The 19,742-nt window shown below is 39.1% G+C and carries 20 protein-coding genes; all 20 read left to right on the forward strand.

Going from position 1 to position 19,742, the window contains the following annotated elements:
• Positions 1-230: 230 nt before the first annotated feature.
• A complete protein-coding gene (locus TJ68_RS00570) occupies positions 231-956 on the forward strand; it encodes a metal ABC transporter ATP-binding protein (RefSeq protein ID WP_040928178.1) in 726 nt (241 codons plus the stop codon).
• Positions 953-1,789: a metal ABC transporter permease gene (locus tag TJ68_RS00575; protein WP_040928179.1), complete on the forward strand. Its 837-nt coding sequence runs from the start codon at positions 953-955 to the stop codon at positions 1,787-1,789. The genes TJ68_RS00570 and TJ68_RS00575 overlap by 4 nt, the downstream gene beginning before the upstream one ends.
• A complete protein-coding gene (locus TJ68_RS00580) occupies positions 1,780-2,709 on the forward strand; it encodes a metal ABC transporter substrate-binding protein (protein WP_052327228.1) in 930 nt (309 codons plus the stop codon). The genes TJ68_RS00575 and TJ68_RS00580 overlap by 10 nt, the downstream gene beginning before the upstream one ends.
• A gap of 157 nt (positions 2,710-2,866) precedes the next feature.
• Positions 2,867-3,706 carry a 4-(cytidine 5'-diphospho)-2-C-methyl-D-erythritol kinase gene (gene ispE / locus TJ68_RS00585; RefSeq protein WP_040928180.1) on the forward strand — a complete coding sequence of 280 codons (840 nt, stop codon included), beginning with the start codon at positions 2,867-2,869 and terminating at the stop codon, positions 3,704-3,706.
• A gap of 24 nt (positions 3,707-3,730) precedes the next feature.
• Entirely contained in the window at positions 3,731-4,564 is an 834-nt protein-coding gene (purR, locus tag TJ68_RS00590; protein ID WP_040928181.1) for a pur operon repressor, read from the forward strand.
• Positions 4,565-4,607: 43 nt separating this feature from the next.
• Positions 4,608-4,976: a RidA family protein gene (locus TJ68_RS00595; protein WP_238316000.1), complete on the forward strand. Its 369-nt coding sequence runs from the start codon at positions 4,608-4,610 to the stop codon at positions 4,974-4,976.
• A gap of 46 nt (positions 4,977-5,022) precedes the next feature.
• On the forward strand, positions 5,023-5,343 hold the full coding sequence (gene spoVG / locus TJ68_RS00600) for a septation regulator SpoVG (protein ID WP_040928183.1): 321 nt from the start codon (positions 5,023-5,025) through the stop codon (positions 5,341-5,343).
• Between the two features lie 111 nt (positions 5,344-5,454).
• Positions 5,455-6,567 carry a DapH/DapD/GlmU-related protein gene (locus TJ68_RS08815; protein WP_040928184.1) on the forward strand — a complete coding sequence of 371 codons (1,113 nt, stop codon included), beginning with the start codon at positions 5,455-5,457 and terminating at the stop codon, positions 6,565-6,567.
• A gap of 15 nt (positions 6,568-6,582) precedes the next feature.
• Positions 6,583-7,554 carry a ribose-phosphate diphosphokinase gene (locus TJ68_RS00610; protein WP_040928185.1) on the forward strand — a complete coding sequence of 324 codons (972 nt, stop codon included), beginning with the start codon at positions 6,583-6,585 and terminating at the stop codon, positions 7,552-7,554.
• Between the two features lie 114 nt (positions 7,555-7,668).
• The gene (locus TJ68_RS00615; protein WP_040928186.1) at positions 7,669-8,298 is read left to right on the forward strand and encodes a 50S ribosomal protein L25/general stress protein Ctc; all 630 of its coding nucleotides are present in this window, start codon (positions 7,669-7,671) and stop codon (positions 8,296-8,298) included.
• Positions 8,299-8,356: 58 nt separating this feature from the next.
• Positions 8,357-8,929 (forward strand): aminoacyl-tRNA hydrolase, encoded by a 573-nt coding sequence (gene pth, locus TJ68_RS00620; RefSeq protein WP_040928187.1) that lies wholly within the window; start codon positions 8,357-8,359, stop codon positions 8,927-8,929.
• Positions 8,922-12,398 (forward strand): transcription-repair coupling factor, encoded by a 3,477-nt coding sequence (mfd, locus tag TJ68_RS00625; protein ID WP_040928188.1) that lies wholly within the window; start codon positions 8,922-8,924, stop codon positions 12,396-12,398. The genes pth and mfd overlap by 8 nt, the downstream gene beginning before the upstream one ends.
• Complete coding sequence (locus tag TJ68_RS00630) at positions 12,395-13,555, forward strand: MazG nucleotide pyrophosphohydrolase domain-containing protein (protein ID WP_040928189.1); 1,161 nt, start codon at positions 12,395-12,397, stop codon at positions 13,553-13,555. Before mfd ends, TJ68_RS00630 begins: the two co-directional genes overlap by 4 nt.
• Positions 13,542-13,823 carry an RNA-binding S4 domain-containing protein gene (locus TJ68_RS00635; protein ID WP_040928190.1) on the forward strand — a complete coding sequence of 94 codons (282 nt, stop codon included), beginning with the start codon at positions 13,542-13,544 and terminating at the stop codon, positions 13,821-13,823. The genes TJ68_RS00630 and TJ68_RS00635 overlap by 14 nt, the downstream gene beginning before the upstream one ends.
• A 46-nt stretch (positions 13,824-13,869) precedes the next feature.
• A complete protein-coding gene (locus TJ68_RS00640) occupies positions 13,870-14,292 on the forward strand; it encodes an FtsB family cell division protein (protein ID WP_040928191.1) in 423 nt (140 codons plus the stop codon).
• 75 nt (positions 14,293-14,367) lie between these two features.
• Positions 14,368-14,730, forward strand: coding sequence for a S1 RNA-binding domain-containing protein (locus tag TJ68_RS00645; RefSeq protein ID WP_040928192.1), 363 nt, complete (start codon positions 14,368-14,370; stop codon positions 14,728-14,730).
• Positions 14,731-14,790: 60 nt separating this feature from the next.
• Complete coding sequence (gene tilS, locus TJ68_RS00650) at positions 14,791-15,987, forward strand: tRNA lysidine(34) synthetase TilS (RefSeq protein WP_052327227.1); 1,197 nt, start codon at positions 14,791-14,793, stop codon at positions 15,985-15,987.
• Positions 15,977-16,519 (forward strand): hypoxanthine phosphoribosyltransferase, encoded by a 543-nt coding sequence (gene hpt, locus TJ68_RS00655; RefSeq protein ID WP_040928193.1) that lies wholly within the window; start codon positions 15,977-15,979, stop codon positions 16,517-16,519. Before tilS ends, hpt begins: the two co-directional genes overlap by 11 nt.
• Before the next feature lie 72 nt (positions 16,520-16,591).
• Positions 16,592-18,661, forward strand: a complete 2,070-nt coding sequence (ftsH, locus tag TJ68_RS00660; RefSeq protein WP_040928194.1) for an ATP-dependent zinc metalloprotease FtsH — start codon at positions 16,592-16,594, stop codon at positions 18,659-18,661.
• 48 nt (positions 18,662-18,709) lie between these two features.
• On the forward strand, positions 18,710-19,579 hold the full coding sequence (hslO, locus tag TJ68_RS08855) for an Hsp33 family molecular chaperone HslO (protein WP_040928195.1): 870 nt from the start codon (positions 18,710-18,712) through the stop codon (positions 19,577-19,579).
• The last annotated feature ends 163 nt before the right edge of the window (positions 19,580-19,742 follow it).

Raw genomic sequence — 19,742 nt, forward strand, 5'->3', positions numbered from 1 at the left:
TTCCGATTTTTTGTTAATTATCCGGATATATCTAACAAATTCCAGTATACAAGGCACAAATTTGTAAATAAGAACGATGAAAAACGAAGCCAGCTAGTTCTTTATCTTCAAAAAAAATCGAATAAGTACAAATCCACCCTCAAGCCCTACACCCATCGCCCAAAGTTTAGGCTTGACTAAAAAATAAACATAAGGTATCCTAAAATCAGGTGATTATAAGGAGTTTTAACATGTTAAAGGTAGAGAATTTAAATGTCGTATACGACAAGCATATTCATGCGATTAAAGATGCGTCATTTGAATTGGAGACAGGTAATATATATGGGATTATCGGCTCGAATGGTGCGGGTAAGTCTTCGCTTATTAAAGGGATGTTAAATCTTGTGCCGAACACTGGTACGGTGACTTTTAATGGCGAATCGATGAAAAACCACGCGAAACGTATATCGTACGTGCCGCAGCGTGTCGATATTGATATGACGTTTCCAGTGACGGTTTTTGACTGCGTGCTTATGGGAACGTATCCGAACCTAGGCGTACTTAAAAGACCTGGTAAAAAAGAAAAAGAGCGCACGTTAGAAAGTTTGAAAAAAGTTGGTATGGAAGATTTTAAAGACCGACAAATTGGTGAACTGTCTGGCGGACAGTTCCAACGAGTCTTAATTGCACGTACACTTGCACAGCATAGCGATCTCGTCTTTTTAGATGAGCCGTTCGTTGGGATTGATGTACAGAGTGAAAAAGTGATCATCAAAGTCTTAAAAGAAATGGCTGAAGAAGGAATTACGATATTAATTGTGCACCATGATTTAAGTAAAGTGCACGATTATTTTGATGAACTTATTTTAGTCCACTTCGGTGTTAAAGATTACGGTTCAGTAGAAAAAGTATTCACTGAGAAGAATTTAAAAGAAGCATATGGTGACAATATTATCGTGAAAGCAGGTGAAGCATGATGGTTATGAATATTTTTCACGATATCCTCGCATACGAATTTTTTCAAAAAGCGCTCTTAACTGGTGCGGTTGTAGGGATTGTGTGTGGAGTAATAGGGAGTTTTATCGTCATGCGCGGGCTCGCTTTAATGGGTGACGCGATTTCACACGCAGTATTACCAGGAGTTGCGATTTCATTTATGCTTGGCATTAATTTTTTCGTTGGTGCGGTAATTGTTGGATTACTCGCAGCGATTGGTATCGGGTTTATTAATCAGAACAGTAATATTAAAAATGATTCGGCCATCGGGATCGTGTTCTCGACGTTCTTTGCGATAGGTGTGTTGTTAATTGCAAAAGCAAATACAGCGATGGATTTAACCGAAATACTATTTGGTAACGTTCTAACGGTACGCGACATAGATCGTACGTTAACGATGATTGTTGCAGCTGTCGTTATCCTCGTTGTTATTTTGTTCTATAAAGAATTTTTAATTACGACGTTTGACCCGACGATGGCAGTAGCAAGCGGGATGCCAGTGAAAACTATTCACTACGGATTAATGGTACTACTCACACTTGTAACTGTTGTATCGTTACAGACAGTAGGAGTTATTTTAGTCGTGAGTTTACTCATTACGCCAGCGGCGACAGCATATCTACTCACAAAACGTATGTCTCTAATGATCGTAATTGCAGCAAGTCTCGGCGGAATTTCTGCCATCATCGGACTGATGTTTAGCTTTAAGCTAAATCTATCGAGTGGTCCGACGATTGTACTTGTAGCTACAGCATTCTTTTTAATTGCATTTATTTTTGCACCTAAGAAGGGAGTTCTATGGAAATGGATTTAATTAAAAGGATTTCAGGCGTTTTAATTACGCTACTTATTTTAACGGGTTGTTCATCTGACAGTGCAGATGAAGAGCAAAACGACAAACTAAAAATCACATCGACGTTTTCTATTATGACGGATATCGTTGAATCGATCGGTGGAGATCATGTGGAAGTTCATAACTTAGTGCCGCTAGGAACAGACCCACATGAATACGATCCAAAGCCAGAAGACATTCAGTTTTTAACAAAAAGTGATGCATTATTCTATAACGGCTTAAACTTAGAAGGAGAAAACGGTGGATGGCTAGATAAGCTCATTTCGTCAATTAATTATGACGAAAATAAAATGTTCCGTGCGACTGAAGAAGTCGAACCAATGTATCTCGCATCAGGCACAAAAGATGAAGAAATCAACCCACACTCGTTTATCGATCCAAACGTCGGTATTAAAATGGCTGAAGCGGTCGAACAAGCATTAATTGAAATTGATGCAGATAATAGCGACTACTACAAAAAGCGTGCAGAAGAATATATCGCTGAGTTAAAAGACATTGAAGCGGAATATCGCGAAACGTTTGAAAATATTCCAGATGAAAAACGCGTTTTAGTCGCAAGTGAGTTTGCATTTCAATATTTAACAGAACAATATGATATTCAAGAAGGTTATATTTGGGCAATTGACACAGAAGATAACGGGTCACCACAACAAATTAAAGACGCGACAGAGTTTGTAAAACAACATAATCCGCCGGTCTTATTTGTAGAATCAAATGTCGATAGACGTCCGATGGAAGCTGTGTCTAAAGAGTCAGGAGTACCAATTTACGAAAAGCCACTGTACAGTGACGAAATTGGGAACCGAGACAGTGAAGCGAGTACGTATATCGAATATTTAAGATATAACTTAAAAGTACTTTCTGACGGTATGAACAGATAATATCTTTTAGTGTGCCATAACTAAAATATTATATATATACGGATTAGAACTCTCTAATCCGTCTTTTTTTATGATGAGAGGATAGTTTTCTCTTTAGATAATATGAAAAAATTAGTATCATAATAAGTAATTTACTAATAGGTAGAGGGCGGATGATATGCATATTGAAACAGCACCAGCAAAGATTAATTTAACGCTTGATGTACTTCATAAAAGAGATGATGGCTATCATGAAGTTGAAATGGTGATGACGACAATTGATTTAAACGACTATTTAACGTTCAAAAAACGCGAAGATAACCGTATCGTGCTGTCCTCAAATCACGGATTTTTACCACTCGATAAGAAAAATCTCGTCTACCAAGCTGCACTCATTATGCAAGAGTACGGTGCTAAAGGCGTGGATATTCATATCGACAAATCGATTCCAGTTGCTGCAGGACTTGGTGGAGGTAGCGCAGATGCCGCAGCAACTTTTAGAGGAATAAATAAACTATACGATTTAAATATCGATATCGATGAACTCGCTCGACGCAGTGCAGAAATCGGGTCAGACATTCCGTTTTGTGTATATGGAGGCACGAGACTCGCAACAGGGCGTGGAGAAATTACGACACCATTAAAACGCGCAGGACATGCGTGGATTGTACTCGCAAAACCGAATATTAGCGTGTCAACAAAACGTATATACGGCGCATTAAAAGGAGAAAAATCAAACCGCGGGACAAAACGTATGGTCGAAGCGTTAAATAACGGTAGTTATCATGACGTGATCGACGCGCTGTCAAATGACCTTGAGCCAATTACTCGCACGCGTTATAAAAAAGTCGATAATTTACTCGAGTGCTTCAGAAGAAGTAAAGCAGACGGCGTACTCATGAGCGGAAGTGGACCAACGGTTTATGGTATTTGTAAAAAAGAACATCAAGCGACACAGTTATATAACGCAATTAAAGGTATATGTGACGAAGTATATAAAGTACGACTTATCGGCTAATTCAACATAAGTGAGGAGAAGCAAATGAAGTTTAAACGGAGTGAGCGCATCGTTTTTATCACGGAGTATTTATCGAGACGACCAAACGAACGTATCCCGTTATCTGTATTTGTTAACAAATTTTCACAAGCAAAATCATCGATCAGTGAAGACCTTCGAATTATAAAAGCAGTGTTCGAAGAGGAATCTATCGGTAGAATCGAGACGACGCACGGCGCACAAGGTGGAGTGACTTTTATCCCACACATTAGTTATGAGAAAGCCACGAAAATCGTCAACCAATTTAAACAAGAGATTTCTGAAACAAAGCGTATCTTACCCGGTGGATATTTATACTTATCTGATATTGTAGGCAATTCATCTCTCATGGCGAAATTCGGAGACTTGATTGCTACGATGTATGACGATAAAAAAATCGATGCGATTGTTACAATCGCAACAAAAGGAATTCCGATGGCGCATGCGGTCGCGAGCAAATTAAACGTCCCCGTCGCAGTCATTCGTAAAGATAATAAAATTACGGAAGGATCTACGGTATCTGTCAATTACGTTTCAGGGTCAACGCGTAAAATAGAAACGATGATTTTAGCAAAGCGTACGCTAGAAGAAGGTAGCCGTGTACTCGTTATCGATGACTTTTTACGTGCAGGCGGTTCGATTAATGGCGTCATTACGTTGATGGAAGAATTTAAAGCGACAGTCGTCGGTGTCAGTGTACTCGTCGAGTCAAAAGATACACCTGGAAACCGTAGATATAAAGACTATACGTCAATCGTTAAAGTATCAAAAATCGATGAATATAACGAAACATTTGTCGTCGAAGAGGGAAATTGTTTAGAATATTTTAGAAAAGGATAATAATAAACTATAGGAAGGAATGTGTTTATTTATGAATACTGAAATGATTAATACGAAAAACGTACCAAAAGCAATCGGGCCTTATTGTCACGCAATGAAAGCTGGAGATTTACTTTTCACTTCTGGTCAAATTCCATTAAATTTAAACGGTGAAATTGTGTCTGATGACGTGAGAGAACAAACGACACAAGTATTAGAAAATCTCGGTGCGATACTTAAAGAAGTCGGACTTGGATACGAGAACGTCGTGAAAACTTTAATCTTTATTTCAGATATGAATGACTTCGATGTCGTAAACGAAGTTTACGGACAATACTTTACGGGTAAACTACCAGCGAGATCATGTGTTGAAGTGAGCCGTTTACCGAAAGATGTAAAAGTAGAAATCGAACTTGTGGCTTCTTTTAAATAATATAAACACATGTCCGTATTATTGACTACAGGAGGATTCACACACTATGAAAATTACTGATGTAAGATTACGTAAAGTGAATAATCAAGATACGAGAATGAAAGCATTAGCGTCTATTACGTTTGATGACGCGTTTGTTGTGCATGATTTAAGAGTTATTGAAGGTAACAATGGATTATTTGTTGCAATGCCAAGTAAACGTACAGCAGATGGAGAGTTCAGAGATATCGCTCACCCAATCAACTCAGAAATGAGACAACACGTACAAGAAGAAGTGATGCGCGTCTACGATGAAACTGAAGACGTACCTGAAGAGTCGACGGAAGATGAAGAAGAAACTGAAGCGGTTGAATCAGACGAAGAATAATCGTATGGAAAGCTAGGACATATACGCTGTCCTAGCTTTTTATCTTTTTAAATTTCCTAGGAAATACTGTAAAATAATGGTAGAAGAAACGATTTGGAGGCATATTGTATTATGCATAAGCAAGCAGTGATTTTAACAGATGTCGATACATCTCAGATGAAATCAAACACACATACCGCATTACATACGTTATGTGGGACAACGATATTACAGCATATCATTAACCAGTTAAAACTTTCTGGTGTAAATGATATTTATTTAACGTCAAAAGAAGGATTAGATGAGTCGTTCGGCTCATACAAAGTTCTGACAGAGACAAGTCAGCTCGAAAATTTAGACACAGTATTTGTCGACAGCCGTTCGCCACTCATTTTTGACGAAATGTATAAAAGTTTATACGAAGAAGACATCGATAACATTTACGTCGTCGACGGACAGTTGTTACTCGTCGAAAAAGACAAGTTAAACATTCTTAAATTAGATACGATTGAAAGTATGGCGAAAGCAATCGGTGCTGTTGAAGCGGATTTTGGCATATTTACAGTAGAAACGAGAAAAGAGCTCGCAAATGCCCGTAATTTATATCAAACAGTTATATTAGATCGATTAATGAATCAAGGTGTGACGATTATCAATCCTGAAAACACGTACATCGATAGTACGGTAGAAATCGGGAGAGACACTGTCATTTATCCTGGAGCAGTTATCGAAGGTGAAACAGTCATTGGTGAAAATTGTGTCATTCGAGGCGATAGTGAAATTATAAACGCAAGAATCGGTAATGACGTTGTAATTAGACACTCTGTCATTACAGATTCAGAAGTTGGTGATGGTACTTCAGTTGGACCGTTTGCACAAGTTCGACCAGGTACGAAAATCGGAAAATCTGTAAAAATTGGAAACTTTGTAGAAACTAAAAAATCTTTCCTTGATGATGGTGCAAAAGTGTCGCATTTGAGTTATATTGGAGATGCAGAGGTCGGAAAACGAACGAACATTGGTTGTGGAACAATTACAGTGAATTACGATGGTGTAAATAAGCACAAAACGATCATTGGAGACGATGCATTTGTCGGATGTAACTCGAATATGATGGCACCAATTACGATTGGTGACCGCTCGGTTATCGCTGCGGGAAGTACTGTAGTAGACGATGTACCATCAGATAGTTTAGCAATCGCACGTGAACGTCAAACGACTAAAGAAAATTATTATAAAAAATAACCGCTGGAGGATATTATGGAAAATCAGCAAAACATTAAAGATGATATGAAAGTATTTACTTTATCTGCAAACGAACCACTTGCTCAAGAAATCGCAGACCATTTAGGTGTAGAGTTAGGGAAGTGTAAAGTGAATCGCTTCTCAGACCAAGAAGTGCAAGTAGACGTATTAGAAAGTGTACGTGGTAAGGATATCTTTGTCGTACAACCAACGTCAGAGCCGGTAAACGCTCATTTAATGGAATTATTAATTATGATAGATGCGTTAAGACGCGCATCAGCACGCCGCATCAACTTAGTTGTTCCTTACTATGGTTACGCACGTCAAGATAGAAAATCTCGTCCGCGTGAACCAATTACAGCGAAGCTCGTTGCGAACTTACTTGAAACAGCTGGTGCAGACCGCGTTGTATCTATCGACTTACACGCTGCGCAAATTCAAGGGTTCTTCGATATTCCAATCGACCACTTAACGAGTGTTCCGTTAATTACGAAATACTTTGAAGATGAAAAACACGACTTAAACTATGAAGAAGAAGTCGTTATCGTATCACCGGACCACGGTGGGGTGACACGTGCACGCCGTATGGCTGAAAGACTCGGTTCACCAATTGCGATTATCGACAAACGTCGTCCACGTGCGAACGTTGCAGAAGTAATGAGTATCGTCGGTGACATTAAAGGTAAAACAGCAATCGTTATCGATGACATTATCGACACAGGTGGCACGATTAAACTTGCAGCAGATAAGTTAATCGAAGAGGGTGCAACTGAAGTATACGTATGTTGTTCACACCCAGTATTATCTGGTAAAGCAATCGAAAATTTACAAGAGTCACAAATTAAAGAGGTAATTGTAACAAACTCAATTAAATTACCTGAAGAAAAACAAATCGATAAAATCAAGCAACTTTCAGTTGGAGAGTTACTTGCTGAAGCAATTACTCGTATTCACGAAGAGCGTTCAGTCAGTCGCTTATTTGACTAAAGTTAAATATTGTTAAAATACTTTTACAATATATCCTATTATATGGTATTATTACGTATGGCTATTTGTTAAAGTGGTAAAATGACTGCTAGTTTATGAAAGGTGGAAAATATAATGGCAAAACTAGTTGCGAATTCAAGAGAGAGTTTAACAAAAGGTGAACTCAATGAATTACGTGCAGCTGGCAAAGTACCTGCGGTACTTTACGGTTATAATGTAGAAAACACATCAGTTACTGTCGACGAAGTAGAATTTATTAAATTAATTCGTGAAATCGGACGTAACGGTGTAATCGATCTTGAACTTGACGGTAAAACAGTTCAAGCAATGGTGAACGAATATCAATTCGAATCATTAAAAAATAGAGTGGACCACATCGACTTCATCGCAATCAATATGGATGAAGAAAGAACAGTAGAAGTAAGTGTTGTTACTGTTGGTGAAGCTGCTGGTGAAAAAGAAGGCGGAGTTGTTGAACAACCTAACTTCGTAGTTGAAGTTACAGCTCGTCCAGCGGACATCCCTGAAGAGCTTGAAGTAAATGTTGAAGCACTTGAAATTGGTGATTCAATTTCTGTCGGAGATATCCGTGACAAGTTCTCATTCACGATTGAAAACGAAGATGACACTACTCTTGCAATGGTATCTGTACCACAAGAAGAAGTTGAAGAAGAAGAGGCAGAAGATTCAGAAGAAGCTGCTGAAGAAGCACCTGCAGAAGAATCATCTGAAGACGAAGAGTAATATTATTATTGCTAGGGCGGTGGGGAACCATCGCCTTTTTTAATATGGAGGAAAGATTATGAAGTGCTTTGTTGGACTTGGGAACCCAGGACCTAAATATGACAACACACGTCATAACGTTGGATTTATGGCGATTGATACATTAAGTGATAGTTTAAATATCGATTTAGATGAAAATAAGTTTAAATGTGAATTTGGTACTGGTTTAGTGAACGGCGAAAAGGTAATGCTCGTAAAACCTCAAACTTTTATGAACTTATCCGGGGAAGGCGTTCGCCCGTTAATCGATTATTTTAATATCGAGCTCGACGACGTTTATATATTATATGATGATATGGATCTTGGACTCGGGAAGCTGAGACTGCGTCAAAAAGGTAGTGCGGGCGGGCATAACGGCATTCGTTCGTTAAACCAACACTTCAAAACTGAAAAATATAAACGTATTCGTATCGGAATTGGTCGTCCGGATGGTCCAATGCCAATCGTGAACTGGGTCTTATCAAAATTCACAAAAGAAGACATGGTCACACTCGAAAAAGTGTTAGACGTCACGGCAGATGCATGCGAAATGGCAATCGATCATGACTTTATAGATGTCATGAACCGTTATAACGGTGATATCAATGCATAACCGAGTTAAAGAGAGAATTAGACAAGACTCTCGCGTGAGAGAGGTTTTAGACTATACGCCGGATCAGTCACTACTCGTTACAGGTATTACAGACGAGTTTAAAGGGCCGTTATTTCACGAGGTCGTCGAAGCGAACGATTCACCCGTCGTGTTATTTGTTGAAAACAATCATAAAATGGAGAAACTACAAAGCCAGTTGATGGCGTATACAGAAGACGTGTATACATTTCCTGTTGGCGACATCATGATTGAAACGATGGCAGACCAAAGCCCAGAATTTAAAAAAGAGCGCATGCGAACGTTATATGCCCTTCTTGAAAGAGAGAAAGGGTTATTTATCGTGCCGACAGAAGGGCTTATGAAACCGTTAATGATGCCTGAAAAACTATCGACATATAAAAAGAAATTAGAACTCGGTAGTGATATCGATTATGATGCGTTTGTTCGTTACTTATCTGACGTTGGATACGTGAGACGTGAAGAGGTTCAAAACTTCGGTGAATTCGCAGTACGTGGCGATATTTTTGACGTATATATGTCGAGTGGACTTGTACGTATTGAATTATTCGACACAGAGGTCGACTCAATTCGTGCCATCGACGAAGAAACGAAGCGTTCGACACATAATCTAGAATCTGTCACACTCGAACCATTTTCAGAATATGTGTTAGAAGAAGATGAACGCGACGCGCTGATTGAGCATATTACAAAGCTGTACGATAAAACGAAAGAAACGATCGACAAGGGTGCACATGAATCACTCGATACGTACTTCGAAAAGTTGACTAATAAAGACTATACGATGAGTCATTTAAGCCAGTTTAGTCATTTGCTTTATGACGATGAAGTATCGATTTTAGACTATATCAGTGAAGATGCGATTATATTAATCGATGAAGTAAAAACGATAGAAGCAAGTTTTGAACGTGAAGTCCGTGCGATGCATAATTATTACGAAAGCCTTCAAGAAGCAGGTAAGATGCTCAATGAAGGTGGAAATTATTTAGAACATCAACTCGAGCGTCTGTATAAAAGAAATGCGATTTATTTTACACTATTTTTAAGTGCGCTACCTGTGAACGTACAAGACATCGTTAAAATCTCAGTGAAACCGACTGAAATTTATTACGGACAATACGATATACTCGCATCCAACATTAATCAGATGGTACAGGACGGCTTTTTAGTAAACATCGTTTTACGTGACGAAGAAGAACTCAAAAAGACGCGCCAGCTACTCGAAGATTTAAATATCAATAGTTTCATGAAAGAACTTCCAGAAGAAGTAGAAAATGGTGTTGTATTATCGATTGGAGAATTCGATGCAGGTTTTATACTTCCATTTATGCACGCGGCAGTTTTAACGAGTAAAGAGCTCTATAACCGTACGTCTAAAAAGAAACGTCGTACGAAAAAGTTATCGAATGCTGAAAAGATTAAATCCTATCAAGAATTAAACGTCGGAGATTATATCGTACACGTACATCACGGTGTCGGGCGTTATCTTGGTATAGAAACGTTAGAAGTTGGTGGTCTTCACAATGACTATATGAAACTTCAATATAAAGGGACGGATCAGTTATTTATCCCTGTCGATCAAATGGACCTCGTACAAAAATACGTCTCTAGTGACGACGGTGCACCAAAAATGCATAAGCTCGGAGGCACAGAGTGGAAGAAAACAAAAGCGAAAGTTGAAAGTAGTGTAAATGAACTTGCTGACGAATTACTTAAGTTGTACCAAGAACGTGCAGCGACTGAAGGATTTAAATTTAGCCCAGATAATGACATGGTTCAATCTTTTGAAGAACGTTTCCCTTATGAAGAGACGCCAGATCAACTTGCATCTATTCATGAAATTAAACAAGATATGGAAAGAGTGCAACCGATGGACCGACTGCTATGTGGTGACGTTGGTTATGGTAAAACAGAGGTCGCAATTCGTGCAGCATTTAAAGCAGTTCAAGACGGCAAACAAGTTGCGGTACTCGTACCGACAACAATTTTAGCTGCGCAGCACTATGAAACGTTCATTGAACGTATTGAAGATTTCCCAGTCAACGTGGAAATGATGTCGCGTTTTAGAACGCCTAAAGAAATGCGTGAAGTTAAAAAAGGTCTAAAAGAAGGAACGGTCGATATCGTTATCGGCACGCATACGATTCTCGGTAAAACGGTCGAGTTTAAAGACCTTGGACTTCTCATTGTCGACGAAGAGCAGCGCTTTGGTGTAAAACATAAGGAGCGCATTAAGCAGCTAAAAACAAACGTCGACGTATTAACTTTAACAGCTACACCGATTCCAAGAACGCTACACATGAGTTTAATGGGTGTTAGAGACTTATCAGTCATTGAGACACCACCTCAAAACCGTTTCCCAGTTCAAACGTACGTTTTAGAATACAACGGGAATTTCGTCAAAGAAGCAATTAACCGTGAACTCGCAAGAGGCGGACAAGTGTTTTATCTCCACAATCGTACGGATACAATTTACGAAAAAGCAATTCACATTGAAACGCTCGTGCCAGATGCGAGTGTTGGAGTCATGCACGCGAGAATGACTGAGTTAGAAATCGAAGAGACGATGCAAGCATTCGTAAATAACGAGTACGACATACTCGTAACGACGACGATTATCGAAACGGGTGTCGACGTGCCGAACGCAAATACTCTTATTATTGAAGACTCAGATCGCTTCGGATTGTCGCAACTCTATCAAATTAGAGGGCGCGTTGGTCGTAGTAACCGGATTAGTTACGCGTATTTGTTCTATCAACCAAACAAAGTGTTAACAGAAGTTGCTGAAAAACGACTAGCGGCAATTAAAGAATACACAGAACTCGGAAGCGGGTTTAAAATTGCGATGCGCGACTTAAATATACGTGGTGCGGGGAACTTACTCGGTAAACACCAATCTGGATTCATCGATTCAGTTGGATACGAGTTATATTCAGATATGTTAGAGACTGCTGTGTTAGAAAAGCGTGGTTTATCTATTGAAGAAAAGGAACCTGCAAACATACCAGTCGAAATCGAACTTGATGCATATTTACCAGCATCTTATATTTCACATGAGCAATCGAAAATTGACCTATATAAACGTTTAAGAGCAGTGGATAGTATTGAAGCGTTACGAGATATTGAAGATGAGATGATCGACCGCTTCGGAGAGTATCCAGTAGAAGTCGAGCATTTAATCGACCTCGTACGTGTGAAGATTTATGCGTTACTACTCGGTGGGTATAGAGTATATGAAGATAAACAATATTTCTATTTAAACTTAACGAAAGACGCAACAGCACAAATTGATGGAGAACGGTTGTTTATCGATACGAATGATTATAAAAAAGAGCTTCGTATCCGAGTACAAAATAACGAAATTCAGTTCCAAGTGAAATCGAAAGATATTAAGCTATTTATCGATATTTTAAAACGCTCGCTGAATAGTAAAAAGGAGGAATCGGTATGATAACGATTGTCGGCCTTGGAAGTAGTGACGTTGATCATATGACAGTTGGTGTGTATAACAAATTAAAAACAAGCGACTTTGTTTACTTGCGTACAAACGATCATCCTGCCGTCGAACTACTTCATACTGAAAATATTTCGTATGAATCATTTGATAATTATTACGTTGAAAGTGAAACGTTCGAAGAGACGTACGAAAAAATCGTAGACACATTACTATCAAAAGGAAAAGATAGAGACATCATATATGCAGTACCGGGATCACCGTTGTTATATGAAACGACGACAGAATTACTGTTAAATAACGATGTTGGTGTGGAAGTCGATGTTATTGGTGGACAGAGTTTTATCGACGTATGTATTGAAGCGGTAAATATTCCTGTAAACGAAGGGTTTCAAATTTTAGACGGCTCGACATTAACTGAACGCGATTTAAACCACCGTCAACATACACTAATTACACAAGTGTACGATCAGTTTTCAGTGTCGGATGTAAAACTTACGCTTCTCGACTATTACGAATCAGAGACGCCAGTCACTTTAATTGTCGCAGCTGGTAGCCGTGAAGAAAAACTAATTACAAAACCACTCGAAGAAATTGATTATGACGTACCGAATTCGAATTTAATGACGATGTTTATCGAAAAAATCGACAGTGAAACATTAGATAACCGTTCGATTTACCATATGCGTGAAATTTACCAAGTGCTCGTTGGTGAAAATGGATGTCCGTGGGATAAAGTTCAAACACATCAATCACTCGAACGATTTTTACTCGAAGAGTCGTATGAAGTAATCGAAGCCATTGAAAAAGAAGCCGATAATCTTCTCGTCGAAGAGCTTGGAGATATTTTACTTCAAGTCGGACTGCACGCGGCGATTGCTGAACGAGATGGATATTTTAATTTCCACGATATATTAGAAAGTCTAAACCGTAAAATCGTTCATAGACATCCGCACGTTTTTGGAGACGTTGAAGTAAACAACCAAAGTGAGTTAACAGAAGTGTGGAATGCTCAAAAGAAAAAAGAAGGTAAAACAGAACGTATTAAATACGAAAAAGAATACGCAACGACAGTACTTGAATGGATGAAAGAAACGATTCACTCAGGGAAATCGTTAGGCGAAATATTGGAGGAACAACATGAGACTCGATAAGTTTTTAAAAGTGTCACGTATTATTAAACGTCGTCCACTTGCGAAGACGATGAGCGACGACGGACGTATCGAAGTAAATGGTAAAGTCGCAAAAGCTGGCACGACTGTTAGCGTCGGTGACGAACTTAAAATTCGTTTTGGGAACCGTATCGTCACGTACGAAATCCTCGATTTAAAAGAGCATGCTAAAAAAGAAGAAGCAGAATTAATGGCAAAAATGCTACACGATGAAAAAATAGAAGACGATAAAGACGAATCTGGATGGTAACTGTCTAGAAAATCGTGTAAAATTGTATAAAAGGATGTGAATGCAAATGACGAACAAGATTATTAAAATGCTCAATAAATATACAATCGATTTAGACTCTAAAAAAGAGTCGCTTAAAGGTGAGCGTAAAGTGAGACGCCGTCGTATGATTATTGTGTCGATGCTCGCGTTTGTCTTTATATTTGCATTCATATCTGGCGGTATTAAACAAAAAGTAGAGAATCGGGCGTTAAAAGATGAGGTACGTGAAACGGAACTCGTCTTAGAAGAAAAACAAGAGAAACGTGCAGAACTTGAACAAGAGATTATTCAACTAAATGACGAAAATTATATTCGTCGTATTGCCCGTGGAGATTTCTTTATGTCTGGAAGCGGAGAACTGATCTTCTCGTTACCAGAATCTAAAAAAGAATCGAATCAAACAGAAACACAAGCAAATGAAAACGAGGATTCAGAGTCAAAAGAGTAATAAAAGTGATTATTGTCGCATTTAATGTTATGATAAATAAACATTACTACACTATTCAGGAGGAAATTTAAGTTCATGTCAGTTGAAGTTGGCGAAAAACTCGTCGGAAAAGTCACAGGAGTTAAACCGTTCGGAGCATTTGTTGAATTACCGAATGGAAAGAGTGGTCTCGTTCATATTAGTGAAGTTGCAAACAAATTCGTTGAGGATATTAACGATCACCTTAAAGTAAACGATGAAGTCGAAGTAAAAGTATTATCTGTTGGTGATGATGGAAAGATTTCTTTATCTATTAAACAAGCAGAGAAACCAAAAAAGCAACGTAGAGCACAGTCTCCAGAAGACTTTGAAAAGAAACTCTCAAACTTCTTAAAAGATAGTGAAGAGCGTATGAGTTCGATTAAAAGACAAGCGGACGCACGTCGCGGTGGCCGTTAATAAATAGAAGTAAAAAGGCTGGAATTTTCTAGCCTTTTTTATCCTTATAGGGTGAAGTGAATGGTCAAGTTAAACGTCACTTGGACGCCGTCAGACAATATCGCCATAGCGTTATCCGGTGGTATAGACTCGACGGTTTTATATCATTTATTGACAACGCGTTATAGAGATACATATCGAGAGTTATATATATTACATGTCAACCACGGGAGTCGTGAGGCATCAATCGGTGAAGAACAAGCGTTACGAAAAATGGCGGATAGTGACGGATATGTATTTTTATCGACGACATTAAATTTAGACAAGTTTTCACAGCGAAAAGGACGAGACTTACGATACGCGTTCTTTTATGACATGTTAGATGAGTACAATATCGACTACTGTTTAACCGCACACCATAAAGATGATGACGTTGAAACGATTATGTTTGAGTTATTAACCGGTCGCCATTTAAAAGGCATTGGTATTCCGTCTCAGTTCGGTAAAGTACTCCGACCGATGATGAATGTTCGTTTACAAGAAATCGAACACTATGCACATGAACATCGTCTTGAATATTTCGAAGATCATACAAACGACACGAACGACTATACGAGAAATTATATTCGTCATGAAGTGTTACCAAATATCGAACAGCACGACGAGCTGCATTTAGAAAGTTTGGCGCAATTTAAAGAAGATTACAATGAAATGACGCAATATTTTAAACAAGAGGCTGAAAGTTTTCTAAAAGATAAGCCTGTTAGCCGAAAGAAGTTTAACGCGTGTAGTCACATATTAAAAGTGTATATACTAAATCGCTGGTTAAACGTCGGCAGAGCGTATAGTGAAGAAATGATTCGGTTGTTACAAAGTGACACGAGTCAATTTGAATTGCCAGTTGGTGAACAAAGTTTCGTCTGTAGTTATGACGATTGCTACGTCATAAGTGACCGAACGTTCGATGAAGAGATGACGATTGACTACGCTGGCACGTACTATTTTAATGGTTATAAAATTACAGTTGATGGTACGCCGAACTTAACCGTTCGCACGTTTCAACCAGGTGATCGTGTAACGATACCGAACGTCGGTACTAAAAAAGTAAGTCGGCTTTTTATCGACAAAAAGATCAGCCATGAAAAGCGAAAAACGATGCCGATTATTCTCGATGACACCGGTACAATTGTTGCGGTAGGTAATATTTATAATATAATAGAACTATTAAGCAATTTTAAAATAGACTTACATGTTGAGGAGTTATATTATGACGCTTAGAAATGATATTGATGAAATACTTTTTAGCGAAGAAGATATTAAAGAAATAACGAAACGACTTGCTTCTGAGTTAACACGTGATTACGATGGTAAAAATCCGATTTTTGTTGCGCTATTAAAAGGTTCGATTATGTTTATGGGGGATCTCGTGAAGTACGTCGATACTCACTTAGAAATGGATTTTATGGACGTGTCGAGTTACGTCGGAACAAAATCGACAGGTGAAGTAAAGATACTGAAAGACTTATCGACGTCAATTGAAGGACGTCACGTCGTAATTGTAGAAGATATCGTCGAAACAGGTGCGACTCTTAACTATATCATCGACTTTTTACGTTCTAGAAAAGCTGAGAGTGTTGAAGTTGTTACGCTTTTAGATAAACCAGTGCCTGAACGTAAACTAGAAGTCGACGTTAAATATATCGGTACGACAATTCCTGAAGGATTCGTCGTCGGTTACGGACTAGATTTCAATGAAAACTATCGTAACTTGCCATATATCGGTTTACTAAAACCAGAACTATATAACTAGTGCATAACAGTAGATTATATATGTTAATTTTGTTAATATTTCTTTTAGTGTAATAGAAACGGAGGATTACGGATGCCTAAAAATACTGGCCGTAATATATTGCTTTTAGCAATTCTAGCAGTAATATTATTCGGTATATTCCAAAGCTTAAATGGCGGCACTCAAGCAGATAAAGAACTGCAGTACAAACCATTTATCGAAGCTTTAGAAAATCAAAATATAGAAAAAATGACGATTCAGCCTGAAAATAATGTGTACCTTGTTAAAGGTAAACTAAAAGATCAAGAAGATCATGAATCGTTCCATACAGTGATTCCTTATAACGCAACTGGAGATTTAGATTCTATTTTAGAAACAGCTAAGAAAGACAACGACCTCAAATTTAACGTTGAACCAGCAAAAGAACAAAGCCCGTGGACAGGGATGTTATTTACGTTCATACCGCTACTTGTGATTCTATTCTTCTTCTTATTCTTAATGTCTAATGCACAAGGCGGCGGTGGAAACCGCATGATGAACTTCGGTAAAAGTAAGGCGAAGCAATTTGATAATACGAAATCAAAAACGCGCTTCACAGATGTTGCCGGAGCAGATGAAGAAAAAGCAGAGCTTATCGAAGTCGTGGACTTCTTAAAAGATCACCGCAAATTCGATAAAATGGGCGCGCGTATTCCGAAAGGAGTACTATTAACTGGACCTCCAGGTACAGGTAAAACATTAATTGCACGTGCAGTAGCAGGTGAAGCAGGCGTGCCATTCTTCTCAATTTCAGGTTCTGATTTCGTAGAGATGTTCGTCGGTGTCGGTGCGTCACGTGTACGTGACTTATTCGAACAAGCAAAGAAAAATTCACCATGTATTATTTTTATTGACGAAATCGATGCTGTCGGTCGTCAACGTGGTGCAGGTGTCGGTGGTGGACACGATGAACGTGAACAAACACTGAACCAACTACTCGTTGAAATGGACGGGTTTGCAGGCAACGAAGGTATTATTATGATCGCTGCAACAAACCGTGCAGATATTTTAGACCCAGCATTATTACGTCCAGGTCGTTTTGATAGACAAATCCAAGTCGGATTACCTGACGTGAAAGGCCGTGAAGCGGTACTTAAAGTACACTCACGTAACAAGCCGTTAGACGAAACAGTCGACTTAAAAGCAATCGCACAACGTACGCCTGGATTCTCAGGTGCAGATTTAGAAAACTTACTAAACGAAGCAGCACTTGTTGCGACACGTGCTGGTAAAAATACGATTGATATGCGAGATGTAGACGAAGCAACAGACCGTGTAATCGCAGGTCCTGCTAAGAAATCTCGAGTTATGAGTGAAAAAGAACGCCGTATCGTTGCATTCCACGAAGCCGGACATACAGTGATCGGTATGGTGTTAGACGAAGCAGAAACAGTTCACAAAGTTACGATTGTTCCGCGTGGTCAAGCAGGCGGATATGCAGTGATGCTTCCAAAAGAAGATCGTTACTTTATGACAAAGCCAGAACTTCAAGACCGAATCGTTGGACTACTCGGTGGACGTGTTGCAGAGGAAGTTACGTTTGGTGAAGCATCAACAGGTGCACATAACGACTTCCAAAGAACGACAAGTCTCGCGAGAAAAATGGTCATGGAATTTGGTATGAGTGAAAAACTCGGACCAATCCAATTTGGAGAAACGGGCGGTCAAGTATTCTTAGGTAAAGAAATGGGTCACGAGAAGAGTTACTCAGACAAATTTGCTTATGAAATTGACTTAGAAGTTCAAAAGATTGTTAAAGAAGCGTACGAAAGATGTCATGACATCTTAACGACGCATCAAGAACAATTAACTTTAATTGCGGAAACGTTACTCGTCGAAGAGACGTTAGACCGCGAACAAATTGAAGGATTATTCCATGACGGAAAATTACCTGAACGTAAGTATGACGATAGTCATCTAGAAGAAGATACTGAAGATGACGAAAAAGTCGGTCATTCATACGAGGAAATCAAAGAAAAGTTACAACGTCATGAAGACGTATCAGATAACAAGGAAGAAGTTTCTCGTCCAGAAATGACAGAAGACGAAGACGTTACAGAAGACGTGGATCCAAAAGGTCCAAACGAACAACGTGACGTACAAGACGATAGAGATAACAAATAACGAAAAGTCGCCTCGAGTTAGGCGACTTTTATTATGGAGGAAATAAGCATGGCAGATAAGTTAATACGTGGATTAGGTTTAAACGATGAAGTAAGAATTTTTTCATTAGATACAACAGATACAGTAAATGAAGCTGTAAATCGTCATAAAGCATACCCAACAGCAGCTGCAGCATTAGGTCGTACAATGACAGCAACTGTAGTATTAGGTGCAATGTTAAAAGGAAAAGATAAAGTCACAGTTACAGTTGAAGGTGGCGGACCGATTGGCGCAATCGTTACAGACGCAGATGCGAACGGTCACGTGCGTGGATACGTGCAACACCCAGATGTTCACTTTGACTTAAACGCTCAAGGAAAACTCGACGTGAGCCGTGCAGTTGGTACGAACGGATATTTAAGAGTCGCAAAAGACATCGGACTTAAAGATAACTTTGTCGGTTCAGTAGAACTTATCTCAGGCGAACTCGGTGAAGACTTCTCTTATTACTTCTATCACTCAGAGCAAGTCCCATCAATCGTTGCACTCGGCGTACTCGTTAATCCAGATAACACTGTCAAAGCAGCGGGTGGACTCGTCATTCAAGTACTACCAGCAGCAAGCGAAGAGACGATTACACGTCTAGAAAAAATAGCGAGCGAGATGCGACCAATTTCACAAATGATCGACGACAATTTATCACCAGAACAAATCGTCGATGAAGTACTCGGTGACTCTTGGCGTAAACTCGATGAAATGCCAGTAGAATTCGAATGTACATGTAGTAAAGAACGATTCATCAACGCGATTGCATCACTAGAAAAAGACGAAATCAAACAAATGATCGAAGAAGACGGTGGGGCTGAAGCAGTATGTAACTTCTGCCGCAACGATGTTTGGATCGAAAAAGAAGAGCTCGAAGCACTTTTAGAAGAATAAAATTGCCGTGCCGGAGAATATCCAGTTTCGCCTCGAATGGTGCGGGGTGAGGTAGTTCATCTACCGCGGTGTGTATTTTGTGTGACGCCCGAAAATACGAACAGATTCGTGTTTCCGGGTGATTTTTTGTGTTGTGCTGTGTTTTAATTTACAAAAATTCATC

The organism is Nosocomiicoccus massiliensis, assembly GCF_000438455.1.
GTDB classification, from domain to species: Bacteria; Bacillota; Bacilli; order Staphylococcales; family Salinicoccaceae; genus Nosocomiicoccus; species Nosocomiicoccus massiliensis.